19 protein-coding genes are annotated in these 19279 nt (G+C 40.3%); 9 read left to right on the plus strand and 10 right to left on the minus strand.

Going from position 1 to position 19279, the window contains the following annotated elements; translation table 11 throughout:
- Positions 1-29: 29 nt before the first annotated feature.
- Positions 30-851 (minus strand): 2,3,4,5-tetrahydropyridine-2,6-dicarboxylate N-succinyltransferase, encoded by an 822-nt coding sequence (dapD, locus tag AVJ20_RS02100; RefSeq protein WP_111883963.1) that lies wholly within the window; start codon positions 849-851, stop codon positions 30-32.
- Positions 852-1225: 374 nt separating this feature from the next.
- Here dapD and carO point away from each other — a divergent pair, with 374 nt between their 5' ends.
- On the plus strand, positions 1226-1954 hold the full coding sequence (gene carO / locus AVJ20_RS02105) for an ornithine uptake porin CarO (protein WP_111883964.1): 729 nt from the start codon (positions 1226-1228) through the stop codon (positions 1952-1954).
- A 58-nt stretch (positions 1955-2012) separates the two neighbouring features.
- Here carO and AVJ20_RS02110 read toward each other — a convergent pair whose 3' ends face one another.
- The 8 genes from AVJ20_RS02110 to AVJ20_RS02145 form a co-directional block, all read right to left on the minus strand.
- Positions 2013-3227 (minus strand): outer membrane protein transport protein, encoded by a 1215-nt coding sequence (locus tag AVJ20_RS02110; protein ID WP_228157141.1) that lies wholly within the window; start codon positions 3225-3227, stop codon positions 2013-2015.
- A gap of 163 nt (positions 3228-3390) precedes the next feature.
- A complete protein-coding gene (locus AVJ20_RS02115) occupies positions 3391-4314 on the minus strand; it encodes a CysB family HTH-type transcriptional regulator (RefSeq protein WP_078190345.1) in 924 nt (307 codons plus the stop codon).
- 55 nt (positions 4315-4369) lie between these two features.
- Positions 4370-5431 (minus strand): sulfate/molybdate ABC transporter ATP-binding protein, encoded by a 1062-nt coding sequence (locus AVJ20_RS02120; RefSeq protein ID WP_111883965.1) that lies wholly within the window; start codon positions 5429-5431, stop codon positions 4370-4372.
- Between the two features lie 11 nt (positions 5432-5442).
- The gene (cysW, locus tag AVJ20_RS02125; protein ID WP_078192018.1) at positions 5443-6330 is read right to left on the minus strand and encodes a sulfate ABC transporter permease subunit CysW; all 888 of its coding nucleotides are present in this window, start codon (positions 6328-6330) and stop codon (positions 5443-5445) included.
- Positions 6327-7160 (minus strand): sulfate ABC transporter permease subunit CysT, encoded by an 834-nt coding sequence (gene cysT, locus AVJ20_RS02130; RefSeq protein ID WP_078190342.1) that lies wholly within the window; start codon positions 7158-7160, stop codon positions 6327-6329. Before cysT ends, cysW begins: the two co-directional genes overlap by 4 nt.
- Before the next feature lie 85 nt (positions 7161-7245).
- Positions 7246-7851: an alpha/beta hydrolase gene (locus AVJ20_RS02135; RefSeq protein ID WP_111883966.1), complete on the minus strand. Its 606-nt coding sequence runs from the start codon at positions 7849-7851 to the stop codon at positions 7246-7248.
- Positions 7852-7884: 33 nt separating this feature from the next.
- Complete coding sequence (locus AVJ20_RS02140; RefSeq protein ID WP_111883967.1) at positions 7885-8898, minus strand: sulfate ABC transporter substrate-binding protein; 1014 nt, start codon at positions 8896-8898, stop codon at positions 7885-7887.
- 176 nt (positions 8899-9074) lie between these two features.
- A complete protein-coding gene (locus AVJ20_RS02145) occupies positions 9075-10082 on the minus strand; it encodes a sulfate ABC transporter substrate-binding protein (RefSeq protein ID WP_111883968.1) in 1008 nt (335 codons plus the stop codon).
- A gap of 161 nt (positions 10083-10243) precedes the next feature.
- On the opposite strand from AVJ20_RS02145, the gene pabC reads away from it, so the two are divergent.
- The 6 genes from pabC (at position 10244) to AVJ20_RS02175 (ending at position 15253) form a co-directional block, all read left to right on the plus strand.
- A complete protein-coding gene (gene pabC, locus AVJ20_RS02150) occupies positions 10244-11053 on the plus strand; it encodes an aminodeoxychorismate lyase (RefSeq protein ID WP_111883969.1) in 810 nt (269 codons plus the stop codon).
- A gap of 1 nt (position 11054) precedes the next feature.
- Positions 11055-12107 (plus strand): endolytic transglycosylase MltG, encoded by a 1053-nt coding sequence (gene mltG / locus AVJ20_RS02155; RefSeq protein WP_111883970.1) that lies wholly within the window; start codon positions 11055-11057, stop codon positions 12105-12107.
- A 9-nt stretch (positions 12108-12116) separates the two neighbouring features.
- Positions 12117-12722 (plus strand): dTMP kinase, encoded by a 606-nt coding sequence (gene tmk, locus AVJ20_RS02160; RefSeq protein ID WP_111883971.1) that lies wholly within the window; start codon positions 12117-12119, stop codon positions 12720-12722.
- A gap of 69 nt (positions 12723-12791) precedes the next feature.
- Complete coding sequence (locus tag AVJ20_RS02165; RefSeq protein ID WP_111884027.1) at positions 12792-13211, plus strand: PaaI family thioesterase; 420 nt, start codon at positions 12792-12794, stop codon at positions 13209-13211.
- 195 nt (positions 13212-13406) lie between these two features.
- On the plus strand, positions 13407-14375 hold the full coding sequence (locus AVJ20_RS02170) for a hypothetical protein (protein WP_111883972.1): 969 nt from the start codon (positions 13407-13409) through the stop codon (positions 14373-14375).
- 11 nt (positions 14376-14386) lie between these two features.
- On the plus strand, positions 14387-15253 hold the full coding sequence (locus tag AVJ20_RS02175) for a histone deacetylase (RefSeq protein WP_111883973.1): 867 nt from the start codon (positions 14387-14389) through the stop codon (positions 15251-15253).
- Positions 15254-15305: 52 nt separating this feature from the next.
- Here the strand turns inward: AVJ20_RS02175 and nadB are convergent, their stop codons facing one another.
- Entirely contained in the window at positions 15306-16952 is a 1647-nt protein-coding gene (nadB, locus tag AVJ20_RS02180; protein ID WP_111883974.1) for an L-aspartate oxidase, read from the minus strand.
- A gap of 228 nt (positions 16953-17180) precedes the next feature.
- Between nadB and AVJ20_RS02185 the strand changes: the two genes are divergently transcribed.
- Both AVJ20_RS02185 and AVJ20_RS02190 read left to right on the plus strand, forming a co-directional pair.
- A complete protein-coding gene (locus tag AVJ20_RS02185; RefSeq protein WP_111883975.1) occupies positions 17181-18563 on the plus strand; it encodes a Do family serine endopeptidase in 1383 nt (460 codons plus the stop codon).
- A gap of 119 nt (positions 18564-18682) precedes the next feature.
- A complete protein-coding gene (locus tag AVJ20_RS02190; RefSeq protein ID WP_111883976.1) occupies positions 18683-19132 on the plus strand; it encodes an acyl-CoA thioesterase in 450 nt (149 codons plus the stop codon).
- Positions 19133-19279 lie beyond the last annotated feature (147 nt).

Genomic DNA, 19279 nt, shown 5'->3' on the forward strand with positions numbered 1-19279 from the left:
GAACACGAATGCTCCGCTGAAATAAAGACTTAGTCTTCGCGTAATAAGTCGTTCAAGCTTGTTTTCGCACGAGTTTTCGCGTCAACTTTTTTCACGATTACTGCAGCGTAGAGGCTGTATTTACCGCATTTAGACGGCAAGCTACCAGAAACCACAACAGAACCAGCAGGAACACGGCCGTAATGGATTTCGCCAGTTTCACGGTCATAAATCTTAGTTGATTGACCAATGAATACGCCCATTGAAATCACAGAACCTTCTTCTACGATCACACCTTCAACGATTTCAGAACGCGCGCCGATAAAGCAGTTGTCTTCAATGATTGTTGGGTTTGCTTGAAGTGGTTCAAGAACGCCACCAATACCAACGCCACCAGATAAGTGAACGTTTTTACCAATTTGAGCACATGAACCAACAGTTGCCCATGTATCAACCATTGTACCTTCGTCAACATATGCACCAATATTGACATATGAAGGCATCAATACAACATTTTTTGCTTGGAAAGAACCTTTACGTGCTACAGCAGGTGGTACTACACGTACACCAGCAGCTTTAAATTGTTCTTCAGTCCAGTCAGAGAACTTAGTATCTACTTTGTCATAGAAGCGTAAGTCACAAGCTTCCATTGGTTTGTTGTCGTTCAATTTGAATGAAAGCAAAACGGCTTTTTTCACCCATTGATGAACAATCCATTCACCATCAATTTTTTCAGCAACACGTAATGTACCGTTATCTAGGCCAGCGATCACTTCTTCTACTGCTGCACGTACTTCAGCAGGACAGTCAGCTGCAGTGAAATTAGCACGGTCTTCAAACGCTTGTTCAATGATTGTTGAAAGCTGAGACATGTTCTTCCATCCAGAAAAAAATTTTCCAAGATTTTACACTATATCGAGTTAAAAATAGATGGTAAATCGGCCTAGGATCGGAATTAATTATTAAGCAAGCACTAAAACCAAGAAATTAAGAGTGATGAATTTAGTATTTTCATAAGGTTTGTATAAAAAATACGCAAAATATACAGAATTGTTCCTTAACATCATTATTATATTTAAAAAAATGAAACAAAAACTCTTTATTAATCAATATTGAAATCTAAATGTATCAAAAGTTAACAAAAAATCAGTAAATTTGCATAAATGTTGAGCTGTGTTTCCTTTTAACATGTGCCATATAACAAGTCTGTAAAATCTGAATAACAGTTTATTTTGAGGAGAAACACATGAAATCATTACGTTTATTAACAGTAGCTGCTCTACTTACTGCTGCAGGTACTGCAATGGCAGATACCTCTGTAGTTCATGATGGCTATGCATTTGATCAAAACCAACTTATCCCAACTGGCGCTCGTCTAGAAGTGGGTACGACTGGTTATGGTGGTGCGTTACTTTGGACTGCGAACCCATACGTCGGCCTTGCATTAGGTTATAACGGTGGTGATATTTCGTGGACAGATGATGTTTCTATTGATGGTACAAAGTACGATCTAGATATGGAAAATAGCACTGCGTATTTGAATGCTGAGATTCGTCCTTGGGGAGCAAGTGCAAATCCATGGGCACAAGGTTTATACGTTGCAGCAGGGGTGGGTTATATTGATAACGAATATGATCTAACTAAACGTTCTAAAGATGGCACAATTAAAATCAATGGTACAAATTATTCGTATAACGGATCTGTTAACGGAAACATGTCTTACGAAAATGATATTGCACCGTATGTAGGTTTGGGTTTTGCGCCTAAATTAAATAAAAACTGGGGTGTCTTTGGTGAAGTGGGTGCTTACTACACAGGTAATCCAGCAGTTGACTTAGATAAATCTGGTACATTTGTTAATGCTGCTGGTGGTAATGCATCTGCAGATTTACGAGCAGAAGAGCAAAAAATCCGTGAAGATGATAAATATCAATGGCTTCCAGTAGGTAAAGTAGGTGTGAGCTACCATTGGTAAGTTCTTACTGAAATAAAAAAACGAGCTTCGGCTCGTTTTTTTTGTTTTTAGAAAGCGTTTAAAATGTGTGACCAAATTTCAGACCATAGATCATGGCATCATTGTCTGAGACACTTGCAAGACCTGAAATATGCGATGTTTCAGTATTCGATGGTTTTGAGAGTTTCATATAATACAGGCCAGTCGCTAGAAAATTGTTCGGGTTAAATTTATGCATCATACCTAAACCTAAACCTCGATAGCCATCACTTGGGTTTAAGGTAGACGCCGCATTTCCTGTCCCGTTGTCCCAAATAAACTCTGCAGCAGCGAGCCAACTCGGATTCAATTGATGTGCAATCCCTAACTTTCTTGACCATTGATCTTTCTGATATTCCACCAATTGGATATCAGCTAAATCATGGTATTGTGGATCGAGTGCTGCGTACTGAAGCACGGCATTAAACTGCGGTGGCTGAATGTTGAAATCTTTCCAATTAATCCACCGAACTGTGCCATATACAACATTGTGTGGGCTAATGGCTGTTTGAAAATCAAAATTGACGCTTGGTGGCGTTTGAATTGAGGTATGGGTGTCAAGTACTAATTGAAAAGGACCATTTGAATATAAAGTTGATTCAGAGGTCTTATTTTCATGTTTGATTTTTGAACGATAGGTTAGGCTAGTTTTAATAGCATATTCAGGGATTTGATAACTGAATCCGAGCAGCCAACCAAGCGCTTCATCTTGTTTAAAATCGGCATGGTAGCCATTGAGAGCAGCATATTGTTGCCCAGAAATTTTTAAATCACCCTTAAATGTTTGTAGGCTTAAACCGCTATAAATATTCCAATTTTTATTGGGTTGATAGCCTACCAGCCCAGTTAGGTTATGCGTTCTAAAGTTAATATCGGCGCTTTCAATATCGATATTTGAGCCATCTGGTAAGCGTGGACTATATTGAAAACTGATATCGGTATGAAAGGGTTGTTCATAAATCACCCCCGCAGAAATATTTTCATGCGGTTGAATTTTAAGTGCAAATTTCCCAGAAAATTGTTGATGGGCGAGATTCCCTGTAGAAAAATCAGTGATGCCCAATTCACTAATTAAACCTTGGTTTTGAACTTTGCCGCCCACTTGAGCATCGACATAAGCCAAACTGACTTCAGTATAATTTCCGGGTTCAAGAAAGGCCGAGATCGATTGATCTGAGTTTTCTATCCCTGCTGCATACATGATTTGTATGGGGCAGATGATACCGACTGCCACTGCGACGAATTGATTTTTCATAAAGTCCTGGCTTATGGGTCGGAAGTGATGAAGTTTTAATTTTTATTGTGTTGAACGTATTTTAATCACAATTAAAAATAAAGCCAAGAAAACTTAGATAAAATATGAATTTACCAATAAAAAGAGGACAGCATGTGTCCTCTTTAATTCGTCAATTGGGATATCAGTCTTCTGGGTAAGCGACTTTTTTCAACGCTTTGATGTCAGCATCTGGTGAGCATAAAGAAATAAACTCATAGCCATAACCGCGTAGCAAATGTCCTTTGCGAACAGCAATCCAAGTGGTATTGACCCCGAAAATATCGGTTGGAATTTGTTTTAAACGGTAGTCACGTTCTGGGTCATATGCCACATCGTTGACAATACCCACTCCCATATTAAGTTCAACATAGGTTTTAATAACGTCTGCATCAAGTGCGGACATCACGATATCAACATCAAAGCCTGAATCTTCAAAGGCTTTATCAATTTTTGAACGACCTGTAAAACCACCGTGATAGGTAATAATTGGATAGTTCGATAAATCTTCAATGGTGATATTTGATTTTTGGGTCAGTGGGTGCTCTTTAGGCGTGATGATGCTGTGTTGCCAGTTGTAGTAAGGCACGCTTGCCAGGTTATCTTCATTGGTTAATGATTCGGTTGCGATCCCGATATCCGCTTCGCCTTGAAGGAGCATTTCTGTAATTTCAACAGGGCTTGCTTGTTGCAAAATTAGATGAACTTTTGGAAATTCTTTTTTAAATTGGTTCACAATCGGCGGCAAGACATAACGTGCTTGCGTATGTGTGGTCGCAATCGTCAATGTCCCTTCATCTACTTTGTTGAAGTCATCTGCTAGACGTTTAATATTGTCTGCATCTACAAGCATGCGTTCAACGATACCCAATAATGACTGGCCTGGTTCGGTTAAACCGAGTAAACGTTTACCTTTACGGATGAACAGCTGTACACCAAGTTCATCTTCTAGATCTTTGATGTGTTTACTCACGCCTGACTGCGAAGTGTAAAGTGCAGCAGATGCTTCTGTTAAATTAAAATTCTGACGTACGGTTTCTCGAATAATTCTTAATTGTTGGAAATTCATAATTTTATTTTACCTTAAAAGCAAGTGGGGCTTGTGACGGCCCCAACTTTTTGTTTTATGCAACTTGGTTTTCAAATAAATGCAAGTTTGTTGCACTTAACCATACCGTTTGATTTGGGCGGAATTGATGCGCTTTCGCTTCATCTGCCGTTAATGAAATTTCAATAAGATTGCCTTGACGGTCATGCAGTTCAGCAATGACTTTACCTGCAATCCAAAGCTCACGTACAAAAGTCGCTTGGATGGCATTTTCTTGCGGCTGTGCATGAATACGCAGTTCATCAGGGCGAGCGAAGGCAATGACATTTCCTTGCGGCGCATTGGCGTTTTGTGGCAACAAAATTCGGTCTTCACCAATTTGAATGAGGCCATTGCTATTTTGACCTTCAAAACGGTTGGCTTGACCTAAAAAGTCAAATACAAACGGTGTTGCAGGTTTTTCATAAACTTCACGCGGCGAGCCTATCTGTTCTACGTTGCCTTTATTCATCACAATGATTTGATCGGCCACTTCAAGCGCTTCTTCTTGGTCATGGGTCACGAAAATAGAGGTGATGTGGAGTTCGTCATGCAAGGTACGTAACCAGCGGCGTAATTCTTTACGAACTTTGGCATCCAATGCACCAAAAGGTTCATCCAGTAATAACACACGCGGTTCAACCGCTAAAGCACGTGCTAGTGCAATACGTTGACGTTGACCACCTGAAAGTTGAGCAGGGTAACGGTCAGCCAAGAAACCAAGCTGAACAAGATCAAGCAAACGAGTAACCCGCTTTTTGATCTCGGCTTCAGATGGGCGTGTTGCACGTGGGCGTACACGTAAACCAAAAGCAATGTTGTCAAATACGGTCATATGACGGAACAGTGCATAATGTTGGAATACAAAACCAACTTCACGTTCACGGACATGAACTTTAGTGGCATCTTCACCTTCTAGAATGACTTGACCGCTATCGGCAGATTCAAGTCCTGCAATGATACGGAGCAGGGTGGTTTTGCCACAGCCTGATGGGCCAAGCAACGCAACGAGCTGGCCATCAGGGAAATCTAAAGAGATATTTTTAAGTGCATGGAATGCACCAAAGTGTTTTTCAATATTTTTTACTTGAATACTCATGAGGTCATTCCTTAAGAAACTTGTGAATCTTCTTTACGCTTGTCTTGTCGTTCCTGACGTAGTTCAACCCATGTTTTTAAAATCAGGGTCACAATCGCCAAGAGCGCTAATAGTGAAGACACAGCAAAAGCAGCACTAAAGGTATATTCGTTATAAAGGATTTCTACGTGTAGCGGTAAGGTGTTGGTTTCGCCACGAATGTGACCTGAAACTACAGAAACAGCACCAAACTCACCCATTGCACGTGCATTACATAGAATCACGCCGTAGATTAAGCCCCATTTGATATTTGGAAGTGTCACTTTCCAGAAAGTCTGCCAGCCTGAAGCACCCAATACGATAGCTGCTTCTTCTTCCTCTGTCCCTTGAGCTTCCATTAATGGAATCAACTCACGTGCCACAAAAGGAACGGTAATAAACACAGTAGCAAGGACAATGGCTGGAACGGCATATAAAATTTTGATGTCGTTATCCATCAGCCAGCCGCCTAACCAACCTTGAGTACCAAAAATCAATACCAACATTAAGCCAGCAATAACTGGAGAGACTGAAAATGGCATATCAATAATCGTGGTTAAAATAGATTTACCACGGAAATTAAACTTGGCAACAGACCATGCCGCAGCTACACCAAAGACGACGTTCAACGGTACGGCAATCACAGCTGTCAGTAGCGTAAGTTTTACTGCTGATAATGTATCTGGATGTACCAGTGCTTGGAAGTAAACGCCAACACCTTGTTTAAAGGCTTCAACGAAAACCAAAACCAATGGCAGAATCAGGCAGCTTAAGAAGAAAATTAAAGCAATGATGATCAGGGTATAACGAACCCATGTCGGTTCACGCGTTGCATCACGCGACTGTAATTTTTCCGCAAGCGCATTACTGTTCGTATTCATCGTGCAGTTCTCCCTGTACGGCGACTTGCCCATGCTTGAACCAAGTTAATTAAGAATAAAATGGCAAAAGAAATCACCAGCATCACAACAGCAATCGTGGTCGCACCTGCATAATCATATTCTTCAAGGCGAGAGATAATCATCAATGGGGCAATTTCAGTCTTGAAGGGTTGGTTACCTGCGATAAAAATCACCGATCCATATTCACCCACACCACGAGCAAAGGCCAAAGCAAAACCTGTTAACAGCGCAGGAAATAGAATAGGTAAGATCACTTTGGTCACAATCTGAAAGCGATTTGCACCCAGTGCAGAAGCTGCTTCTTCAAGTTCAGTTTCTAGGTCGCTCAGTACAGGCTGTACAGTACGAACCACAAAAGGAATACCAATAAAGATGAGAGCCAAGGTAATACCGATCGGGGTATATGCGACTTTAATGCCAATGGGTTCAAGGTACTGACCGATCCAACCAGTCGGTGCATATAACGAAGTTAATGCAATACCAGCAACGGCAGTTGGCAATGCAAAAGGTAAATCAACCAATGCATCGACAATACGTTTACCCGGGAAGGTATAACGAACCAAGCACCATGCTAAGAGTAAACCAAAAACCACATTAACTAACGCAGCAATAATGGCGGCACTAAAACTCAGTTGTAACGATTTTAAAATACGTTCTGAGCTTAAAATCTCCCATAGTCCATCCCAACCGATACCTAAAGACTTAATAAATACGGCTGAAAGGGGAATGAGCACAATTAAGGATAAATACGCTAGGGTAAAGCCTAGAGAAAGACCAAATCCTGGCAGCACTCGGGATCGCTGCGACATGATGACTCCTCAAAATGAGAAAAGCTGACTTAAAAGGTCAGCAAAATTGAATAAATGATTTTGCGACAAGCTTAATGCTCAGTACTTAAAAAGCAAATTGAAATAAATACTTGTTTTCATCAGTAAAGCTGATATGTTTCATGTGGTTTTCTGAAATTAAGTAATTGAAAATTTCAGGAAATGGTCCAAAACCTGATGCAACATTAATGTGACCCACAGCGCCCATATTTACAGGGTAGAGCTTCCAAGCATCAGCAAGTTGTTTTGCATCGTCAAATGCTAGCCAAGGATCATTTTCACTAATCAACATCGTTGTCGGCACACGAATACTTAGCTGATGAAAAAATGCTTTGTAATCCGTTGTACTGTCGCGTGCAAAGCCGTTTTCTCCAAAGCGTGCTGGATTGGCTGGCGCAACCAAAACTAAATTTTTGATTTTTTTATTCAGTTCAGGATGCAAGGCCAATGCTGCTACCGTTGTTAAACAACCAAAGCTATGCGCCACAATTTGAATTTCACCCTGTAAAGGTCGTACGGTTTTAACGAATTGTTTAATCCAGTCTTTTAGTACAGGATGATTCCAGTTTTTTTGCTGAACACGAGAGCTAGACATGAGCTGACGTTGTAACCAAGATTGCCAATGTACGTGTTCACTACCGCCTACACCCGGGACAATTACTGTATGTGTCATGTCAAGTTCTCCTGATTCAGTCAATGAATGGTCTTATTTTCCATTGTTGGCTTTGACGATTTGGTCAAACACGCCGCCATTTTCAAAGTGTGCTTTTTGGACTTTATCCCAACCACCAAATTCTTTATCAATGGTTACGAGTTTAAGTGGCTTAAAGACTGATGCGTATTGTGCAAGCGTTGTAGCGTTACGTGGACGGTAAAAGTTCTGAGCTGCGATTTGCTGACCACGTGGTGAATAAAGGAAGTTTAAATAGCCTTTGGCTAAATAAAGATTGCCTTTTTTCTCCGCATTCTTTTCTAGAACAGCAACAGGTGGCTCAGCTAAAATTGAAAGTGAAGGGGTCACAATTTCAAACTTACCCGGTTGTTCACGAATCGCTAAATGTGCTTCATTTTCCCAAGCCAGTAATACATCACCAATGCCACGTTCAGCAAAGGTCGTAGTCGAACCACGTGCGCCTGAATCGAGTACTTTGGTGTTTTTATAAATCTTACGGACAAATTCTTGAGCCGTTGTATCATTACCACCCGCTTGATGTTTTGCCCAAGCCCATGCTGCTAAATAGTTCCAACGCGCACCGCCTGAGGTTTTCGGGTTTGGGGTGATAATACCTACGCCTGGTTTAACCAGATCGCCCCAATCTTTAATCGCTTTTGGGTTGCCTTTACGGACTAAGAACACAATAGTTGAGGTATATGGCGTTGAGTTTTGTGGAAGTTTCTTCTGCCAATCTGCAGGTAAAAGTTTGGCTTTTTCTGCAATCACATCAATATCCGCTGCAAGTGCTAAAGTCACCACATCGGCATCTAAGCCATCAATGACTGCACGTGCTTGTTTACCTGAACCACCGTGAGATTGTTTAAAATTAATTTTTTGACCTGTACGGCTTTCCCAATATTTGCTGAAGTCTTTATTCACACTTTCATAGAGTTCACGCGTTGGGTCGTAAGATACGTTTAAAAAGTCTTTTGCAGCTGCGCCAAAAGAAACTGTCGAGATGACGGCAGCAAGAACACCCAATTTTAATTTTGCGGAAATACTCATGTGAACCTCAATAATTTTTACTTTATCTGTAACATGGGTGAAGAATAGCGCCAATCTTTATGCATAAAAAATAATTAAAAACGAATTTTATATGAATAAAAAAGATAAAAGGCATGTCTATGAAAAAAAAGCATCGACCTTATACGAAAGGAAGATGCTTTTCAGTATTTAAAGCATTATTTTGAATTATTGATCTTCACGATTTGGTCAAAGACGCCAGCATTTTCAAAATGTTTTTTCTGCACTTTGCTCCAACCACCAAACTCTTTATCAATCGTGACGAGTTTTAAAGGTTTAAAAACATTTTTATATTTTGCTAAAACTGCCGCATTACGTGGACGATAATAGTTCTGTGCGGCAATAGTTTGACCTGCAGGTGAGTACAGATAATTTAAGTACGCTTTGGCTAAATTTTCATTGCCATCTTTCTTGGCATTTTTTTCTACAATCGCAACTGGTGGCTCGGCCAAGATAGAAAGTGAAGGGGTCACAATCTCAAACTTACCCGGCTGTTCACGAACTGCCAAATGTGCTTCATTTTCCCAAGCCAATAACACGTCACCAATACCACGTTCAGCGAATGTAGTTGTTGCACCACGAGCACCTGAGTCGAGGACTTTGGTTTGCTTATAGATTTGGCGGACAAATTCTTGGGCTTTTGCATCATTACCACCTGCTTGATGTTTTGCCCAAGCCCACGCTGCTAGATAGTTCCAGCGCGCACCACCCGATGTTTTTGGGTTCGGGGTAATAATGTCGACACCCGGTTTAATTAAATCGCCCCAGTCTTTAATGCCTTTCGGGTTGCCTTTATGCACTAAGAACACAATGGTCGATGTATATGGCGTTGAGTTTTGCGGGAATTTTTTTTGCCAGTCTTTTGCAACTAAACCACGTGCAGCAATTTCATCTATATCAGCAGCCAAAGCCAAAGTGACGACATCTGCATCTAGACCATCAATAACTGCACGAGCCTGTTTGCCTGAGCCACCATGAGATTGTTTAAAGTTAATGTCTTGGCCTGTGGTTTTTTTCCAGTAAACACTAAAGTCTTTATTGAAGTTGTCATACAATTCACGGGTTGGATCATATGACACATTTAAGAAATCTTTGGCAGATGCACTAAATGCTGTGGCAGAAATGAATGCAGCCAAAACCCCAAGTTTTAATTTCGATAGATTCATGTTGTCCTCAATTTTTATACATGTTTTGTTGGATGAGGCAAGAATATCTGTAGTTTTAATGCAGAAAAAATAATTAAAAAAGAATTTAATATGAACAAAAAAGAAATATATGCTGAGCGATTATTTTTTAAAATAAAGTGATGTAATTGGGATGACGACGTATGCAGTGTTTTAAAAATGCGCAGCAAATAGAACAAGTTGATTTACTTGATCGAGCCTTTCACTATGGCGATGGCTGTTTTAGCACGGCACGTATTCGCCAAGGACAAATAGAACTTTTAGCTTTGCATATTGCACGATTAAAACTGAGCAATGAGCGATTAAAGCTAAATGCAGATTTAAGCCTTATTGAAGACACTCTAAAATTGTTACGTAAACAAGATGTCGTCAATGGCACTTTAAAAATTGTGTTGAGTCGTGGTATTGGTCAGCGTGGCTATAGTTTACCTGAGCACCCAGCAGATGTTTGGGTGTTTTATTACCCTAAAACCGTTGCAGATTTTAAGTATGAAACTGTCAAAAGTGGTGTATTACATCAAGCCATTGGGTTAACCATGCCAAGTTTGGTGGGCTTGAAGTCCTTAAATCGATTAGAACAAGTCATGCTCAAAGCAGAGTTGGATCAAACCCCATGGGGCGAAGCTTTGGTGACGGATGTGCAAGGTACAGTTGTTGAAGGTGTGAGCAGTAATTGTTTTATTCGCACAAATGAAGGATGGATTACGCCTGAACTTCGTTATAATGGCGTGCATGGTGTCATGCGTGCAGAAATTTTAAAACGGATGCAGCAGCTTCAGATTCCATGTACTCAACGTCACGTCAATATGGATGAAATTACGCATTTTCAGAGTGTTTTTTTCTGTAATGCCTTAAGTCCCATGAAAATTGCATCAACTCTGAATGGAGTTGAGTTAGATGTTCAAGCTTGTATTGAACTTTTCCGAACACTTCAATTAAGTCAGATTCGTTAATATGTCCACCGTGTCTAAAAAAACAAATAAGAAAAAATCTGCCAAAGCAGGTTTTCCATTTAAAGCATGTTTGGTTGTGCTACTTGGTATCGTTGTACTTGTGGCGATCTTACTGTGGTCGAGTTTGTTTAAAGCCTATCCTGTGGAAGGCAAAAAGCAAATGTTGGCGATTGGAGCAGGGGATACCTATTCAGGATTTATTGACAGACTAGCCAAAGAGAAACAAGTTCATTTTCCTATTATTTTGAAGTTGTACCAAAAGTTCATGATCAATGACACCTTAAAAGCAGGTGTGTATGAAATCCATGAAGGCATGAGTGTGCGAGAAGTTATGGAGTTGATTTCTAATTCTGAAAATGCGCAAATGAATCGAATTTTAGTGATCGAAGGGACGACATTTAAGCAACTGATAGATGCTTTAAAAAATGACCCTTTGGTGACGCATGACATCAGTCATTTACCGTATGCAGAAATCTTAAAAGAGCTCGGCATTCCGTATTCACACCCTGAAGGATTATTTGCACCGAATACGTATTTCTTTGCAAAAGGCGAGTCTGATCGAAAAATTTTGAAGGATTTATATAACCGACAAATCAAAGCCTTAGATCAGGCTTGGAACAATCGAGCTCAAAATTTACCGTATAAAGATAAATATGAAGCCTTGATCATGGCATCGATTATTGAAAAAGAAACCAGTATTGATAGTGAGCTTGAACAAGTGTCTGGTGTATTTGTGCGTCGTCTCAAACAAGGGATGCGTTTGCAAACAGATCCAACTGTGATTTATGGCATGGGCGATAAATACCAAGGCAATATCACTCGCCAAGATTTACGTACACCTACAGCATATAATACTTATACGATCAATGGCTTACCGCCTACACCGATTGCTTTGCCGAGTCAAAAAGCTATTGAAGCTGCAATGCATCCTGATTCATCTAACAATATATATTTTGTTGCAACAGGAAATGGCGGCCATAAATTTAGCAGTAATTTGCAAGACCATAACCGCGCGGTACAAGAATATTTATCTGTAATTCGTGCGAAAAACTAAGGAGTGAGCATGTTTATTAGCTTTGAAGGCACGGAAGGTGTGGGTAAAACTACACTCATTCGTAAATTACATGATCATTTCCAAAATTTGGGTAAAAATGTCGTACTTACACGTGAGCCGGGTGGTACACCTATGGCTGAACAAATTCGTGCATTACTTCTGGCCGTCAATCATGATGAAGCAATGAGTGATGATACAGAGTTGTTACTTATGTATGCTGCACGCGCACAGCATTTGGCGCGCGTGATTTTACCTGCATTGGCAGAAGGTAAAATCGTTTTATGTGATCGTTTTGCCGATTCGAGTTTTGCTTATCAATGTGCAGGACGTGGTTTAGATCGTGACAAGCTCAATGTCTTAAATGCAAGTTTTGTTGCGCGTATACCGGATATTACTTTTTGGCTTGATGCACCGATTGAAACAGGAATGTTAAGAGCAAGAGAGCGTGGTGCTTTAGACCGTTTTGAACAAGAGAAAGCAACTTTCTTTGAGAAAGTAAGATCAGGTTTTGCTGAGATTCATCATACGCACCCTGAACGAATGAAACGCCTTGACGCAACCCAAACACCTGAGCATGTTTTCCAACAGGCATTATCGCATCTACAGCAGATCTAAAATGCCATAGTATTTGTTAGGCAATTGATTTAAAAATCATTCATAGCATAAGTTATGGATGATTTTTTTATGCCGCATCGAAAGCAGGCGATTATTGATTTTTTACAACGTGAATTTGCCCCAAGTTTAAAAAATTGTACGATTCAAGAGGTTGGACAGCAAACCGCGACCTTAATTTGGCATGTCACCGAACAAGATCTAAGACCAGGTAATACGATTTCTGGCCCAACCATGATGACTTTGGCTGACTTTGCGCTATATGTAGCTATATTGGGGGAGATCGGGATTGTAGGGCTGGCGGTCACGACCAATATGAATATTAATTTTTTAAGAAAACCAGAAGCCAATAAAGACTTAATAGGCGAGTGTCGATTGTTAAAAGTGGGCAAAAGTATAATTTATGGTGAAGTGTTGGTGTATTCAGCAGGTGTGGATGAGCCTGTGGCACATATTACTGGTAGCTATTCGATTCCTCCGCAGCGACACTGAACTGAAAATATACAGTTGATCCATTAGATTGGATTAAAATGCAGCAGTCTGTCTAAATAAATTGTGCATTGGTTGGTGAATTTTCTGCGTAGTGTATTTTTATTTGCATAATTTCAAAAACTTAGTAGGAATCAATCAGCTCACAAATGCTGTTTTAAATCTATAATTGAATCACAGATTTGATTGGTTAAATACATGACTGCTACTGCACATGAAGTTGTTCGGCTCTTTCAGGAGCATGCATATCCTTTGTCAGAAAAATTGACAGAAATGCTGAATGAGCATTACTCACATCAAACAGAACGACGTGGCTGTGGATATACTCAAGCCACACGTGTATTAGCTGAATATATTAATTTGCCGCGTGCATCACATGAATTTCAAGATCTCAAACTCTTTGATCAATATGACACGCATGGTTTACGCAAAATTTTAGATCAAAGTCGTGCTTATCATTTAGATTTGTCAGGTTGGCGTCATCTAGATTTAAATCAAAATTTAAATCAAAATATTCAGCAATTGAAACAATTTACAGACTTTTACGAGGTTTTACAGAAAGAATTACATCTTCAAAAAAGTTTGCGTCAAATTCAGCAACATGCAAATTTGGAAGAAAGTAAGCTTATTTGTACCTTGATTGAAGATCTGATTTTGCCAAAATCGTCAACTGAAAACCAAATCGTTGAAGTACAAGCACTGGCTAATAAGCCAAAAGTTGGCTCTTGTCCAATGGCTGAAAATTTCTTTTTAAAAATTGCACATCGACGTGTATTTCGTAGCGGTGAAATTAATATTTTTGTAGATGAATACGGTCAGCCCTTATTTATGGAAAAATTAAATATGGGGGATAACCATTCTTGTATCAGCTTGAAACCTGTACTCATGAATGGTGTCCGTATTCCAGCCGGTTCACTTTTTTCCGTCGATTATGATGCAGAACAATTAGTTGAAAAACGGGGGAATCGTGAATTTAAAGGTTTTGTGATTCCTTATCAGGCCATTTCTGGGTGGTGGTTTTTACGCTTAACGACTTTGGCTGTGTCGCCACAAAATCGAAAACGTGCATTCAGTACACATTTTCAGCAGCAAGTGGATAATGGTCTGTATAGTCCAGGTACGACTGAGCTTCAGCAATTAATAAATGTGGCGATAGCGCAACTTTGAGTATTTCCATCATGTTAGATGTATGCTTTTCGCCAAAATATTTTGCTCATACCCATACCAATAGTATGGAAAAATTATTGGCAGTTGGAACAGCTTTAGAACAATGGCAGAACATCCGAATACACGAACCTGAGTGTATTGACGCTGAAATTTTAAGCCAAGTGCATGATCCTGCTTATGTGGACGCATTTATGACAGGGCAGCCCACTAAGCTTGCGACCTTTTCAGGTTTTAAGCCTTGGAATACTCAGCTTCGAGATGCAGTGCTGAGAATCAATGCAGGGCAGTTGATGGCAGCAGAAATGGCTTTGCAAAAAGGCATTGCAGCAAATGTTGCACAGGGTTTTCATCATGCAGTGTATGAATATGGCGGATCATTTTGTACCTTCAATGGTTTGGCTTTTGTGGCACAGCAGAATCCGAATAAAAAAATCTTTGTACTCGATTGCGATCAACATGGGGGGAATGGTACAGCTGAGTTTACTAGACGCTTAGAGAACCTTTTTAACTTTAGTATTTATGGGCTACGTTTTGGTTGTCCTACTTATGAACGTTCTTTAACTCGGCATGTGCATAAAGATCGTGGAAATTTTGCACAATATACCTTGGCTATACATGAGGGAATACAGCATGCCAAAGCATGGGGTGCAGATTTAATCATTTATCAAGCAGGAATGGATTGTCATCAAGCTGACCCATTTGGCTCATCATGGTTTAGTACCGCTTTGATACAGAAACGCGAAGAAATGGTCTTTAAATTGGCTAAACGTGCAGATATTCCGCTGATGTTTGTATTGGCTGGGGGCTATCAAAATATGAATGATCTTGTAAATCTGCACTTAGAAACTTTCAAAGCGGCATTACATATTTATGGGTAGTAAAATCAAAAAAAAGCCGACTTCATGTGCGGCTTTTTTTGATTTAAAAGTTTTAAGAGACTAACTCAGTATTAACTACAGGGCAATCAACCGTGAAATCGGGTGGACTTAACACCGTTTTACGTAGTTCGTCTGCTTGTTCAGGATAGTCTAAAGTGAAATGCAGACCACGAGACTCTTTACGTTCCATTGCACAGCGCACAATCATTTCTGATACCAATACTAAGTTACGGAGTTCAATCAGATTTTTACTGACTTGGTAATCTTGGTAATACTCGGTGATTTCACGCTTAAGCATTTCAATGCGGTGTAGGGCACGTTGGAGGCGCTTGGTTGTTCTGACAATACCGACGTAGTTCCACATGGTTTGGCGAAGTTCATCCCAATTCTGCAAAATCACCACGTCTTCATCAGGGTTGGTCACTTGCGAGTCATCCCATTCTGGGACATGAGGCGCCTGATAAGTTCCTTGATGCTGTGCTGTGATATGTGCTGAAGCACTCATACCATAGACAAAACATTCCAGTAAGGAGTTACTCGCCATACGGTTTGCACCATGTAGGCCGGTATAAGAGGTTTCCCCAATGGCATATAGGCCTGGAATATCGGTCTGACTGTTTTCATCAACCACAACGCCACCACAGGTGTAGTGTGCTGCAGGAACCACTGGGATCATTTCTTTGGTAATATCAATACCGAGTTCCATTAAGCGTGCATACAATGTTGGGAAATGTTCTTTGACAAATTCTGCAGGTTTATGGGTGATATCAAGCCAAACATGACGGATTCCTAGACGTTTGATTTCATAATCAATAGCGCGCGCTACGATATCGCGTGGTGCTAATTCGGCACGCTCATCAAAGCGCAGCATAAAGCGTTCACCATCTGGAAGACGTAAATAGGCACCTTCGCCACGCATCGCTTCGGTAATTAAGAAAGAGCGAGCTTGAGGATGATATAAACAGGTTGGATGGAATTGGTTAAACTCCATATTGGCAACACGGCAGCCTGCACGATACGCCATGGCGATACCATCACCCGTCGCAATGTCGGGATTTGATGTATATAAATATGCCTTCATGGCACCACCACAGGCAAGGGCAGTGAAGGGTGCTAAAAAGGTATGTACTTTTTCGGTTTTTTCATCTAAAGCATACAGACCGAGAGCACGGTTTTCAGCTTCAGGATTTAATTTTTGTGCCGTGATTAAATCGATTCCAATAAAATTTTCAAAAATATGAATATTGGTTTTTTCTTGCGCACGTTCAACCAATGTTGTGGAAATAGCACGACCTGTGGCATCTGCTGCATGGATAATCCGCCGGTGAGAGTGACCACCTTCACGTGTCAGATGTAACTGTTCTTGTTCGTCTAAAGTAAATTGCACACCCTGATTTAGTAGAAAATCGACAGAAGATTTACCACCTTCAACGGTTTGTTTTACCGCCGCCATTTCACATAAATGCGCACCGGCAATCATGGTGTCATTGATATGCTGTTCAATAGAATCTGTTTTATCGAGGACGGCAGCAACACCACCTTGGGCATAATATGTGCTGGCATCCGTCAGCGTCGATTTAGCTAAAACAGCAATATTAAAATGATCTGGTAGCGATAGGGCTAAACTTAGGCCTGCACCGCCACTTCCCACAATAATTACATCAAATTGATGTATCGTGTTTAAATTAGACATGTCCATCAGCTAATTTTAAAAATGTCCGATCATCACAACTGTTTTTGCCTAAAAACGCAATGACTATAAATTAACTAAATAATGAAAAATATTCATAGATCTGTAATATTTAAGGAATGTTTAAGATTGTATATCATAAATAATCATCAAACATTTTATTACGAAGCTTAGACTTGCATTGTGATAAAAACTAACGTATTTCAAATGATAAGCACAATTGAGTGAATGCTAACAATGAATAAATCGTATTTACAAAAGGGACTCTATGCAGCTGTGTTTACGGTTGCTAGCGTGCAGACTCAGGCAGCGGGTCCTGTTGATTTTTCCAATTTGGTTGAACAAGTCAGCCCAGCTGTCGTAAGCGTGAATGTGGTTAAAAAGCTTAGTCAAGAAGAGCTTTTGCAGCAACAAGTCCCAGAAATATTACGACGCTTTTTCGGTAATCAGGTGGTTATTCCGCAGCAAAAAATGCCGCAAGAAAAGACCGGTTATGGAAGCGCATTCTTTATTAGTAAAGATGGTTATTTATTGACCAATCATCATGTGGTAGAAGATGCCTCGAAAGTCACCATTGTACTGAATGACCGCCGTGAAATTGATGCCACAGTTGTGGGTAGTGATGAGCGGACTGACGTGGCTTTGTTAAAGGTCAAAGGTTCAAATTTTCCTGAGCTACGCACAGGCAATGTTGACCGTTTACGTGTAGGTGAGCCAGTGTTGGCCATTGGTTCACCATTTGGCTTTGACTATTCAGCTTCGGCAGGAATCGTTAGTGCTAAAATGCGTAATATGATGGGAGAAACCTCGGTTCCATTCATTCAAACCGACGTGGCATTGAACCCGGGTAATTCTGGTGGTCCATTATTTAATCAGTCTGGTGAAGTGGTCGGGGTAAATTCTCGTATCTTTAGTGGTACAGGCGGTTATATGGGGTTATCGTTCTCGATTCCCATTGATGTTGCAATGGATGTTGCAGACCAATTAAAGAAAAACGGCAAGGTAACACGTGCTTATTTAGGCGTCATGCTACAAGATATCGATCGTAATCTTGCAGAGTCTTATAACCTTTCAAAACCAGAAGGTTCTTTGATTACTCAAGTTGCACCAAATTCACCTGCTGCAAAAGCTGGCTTTAAAGTGGGTGATGTCATTTTGAAATTTAATGGCACACCAATTTCACGTACAGGCGAACTGCTGAATTATCTTAATCGTACAGGTCCAAATCAAAGTATTCAGCTTGAAGTGCTGCGTGATGATAAACGCCAAAATATTTCAGCAACCTTGATCACAGCACCAGATGATACGCCTGCAAAAGCTGAAACGACATCTGTGAAAAAAGGTCCTGTGATTGGGGTGTCAATTCGCAACTTAAACGCAGATGAATTAAAACAACTGAGTCTAAAAGGCGGTGTCTTGATTCAAGATGTGCGAGCTGGTGGTATAGCTTCACAAGCGAGAATTCAGCCGGGGGATGTTGTCACCCAAGTTAATAATAAAGTCGTAAACAATGCTGAAGATTTTGTGAAAGTTATTTCTGAGTTGAAAAATGGTAGCATTGCACGTGTTTCTTTGATTCGTCAGGGACAGCGTGCGATTGTGGGCATGCGTATTCAGTAATGAGTTACTAAATGAAAACCACTCCAAGCGAGTGGTTTTTTAACTTTAGCGTTTTTGCAATTCACCCTTAGATAAAAATGGGTAGACTGTGGGCCACAATTTAAAATTTGCAGGACGCTATGAGCGATATCTTTGATTTAAAAATTACAGTTCAAGCTGAACATATCGACACATTAAATCATGTGAATAACGTGGTGTACGTCAGTTGGATGCAAGATGTCGCGACAGCACATATTGAAGCTTTGGGTTTAGGCTTAAAAGAATATATTGAATTGAAGCATGCCATGGTCGCTGTTGAGCATCATGTGCAATATCGTAAAGCAGCGCTCGAAGGTGAGGAGATTATTTTACGAACTTGGCTAAATGATATCAATGCATTGTATTCGTTTCGGCAGTACGTATTTTACCGCCCTAAAGACAAAGCGATATTATTTACTGGCAATACACAGTGGGCATGCATTGAAATTGCTACAGGCCGTCCAAAGCGCATGTCGCCAACATTTACCCAAGCTTATCGACCCATCGCAGATAGCATAAATCCGCTTGATTTTAGTGCTTATGATCTCTGAGTTTTAATTGAAACCTCATATTAATGCGAAGACTAGTTAAGTTGTACACGCAGGAAAAGTGGTTAGCATAAAAGCAATGCATTATTTTCGATACTTTGAAAAATCCATCTGCTATAATCCTCGGCAATTTCTATTAGGCTTTTGCTA

Source organism: Acinetobacter sp. CFCC 11171 (assembly GCF_003268405.1).
GTDB lineage: Bacteria > Pseudomonadota > Gammaproteobacteria > Pseudomonadales > Moraxellaceae > Acinetobacter > Acinetobacter amyesii.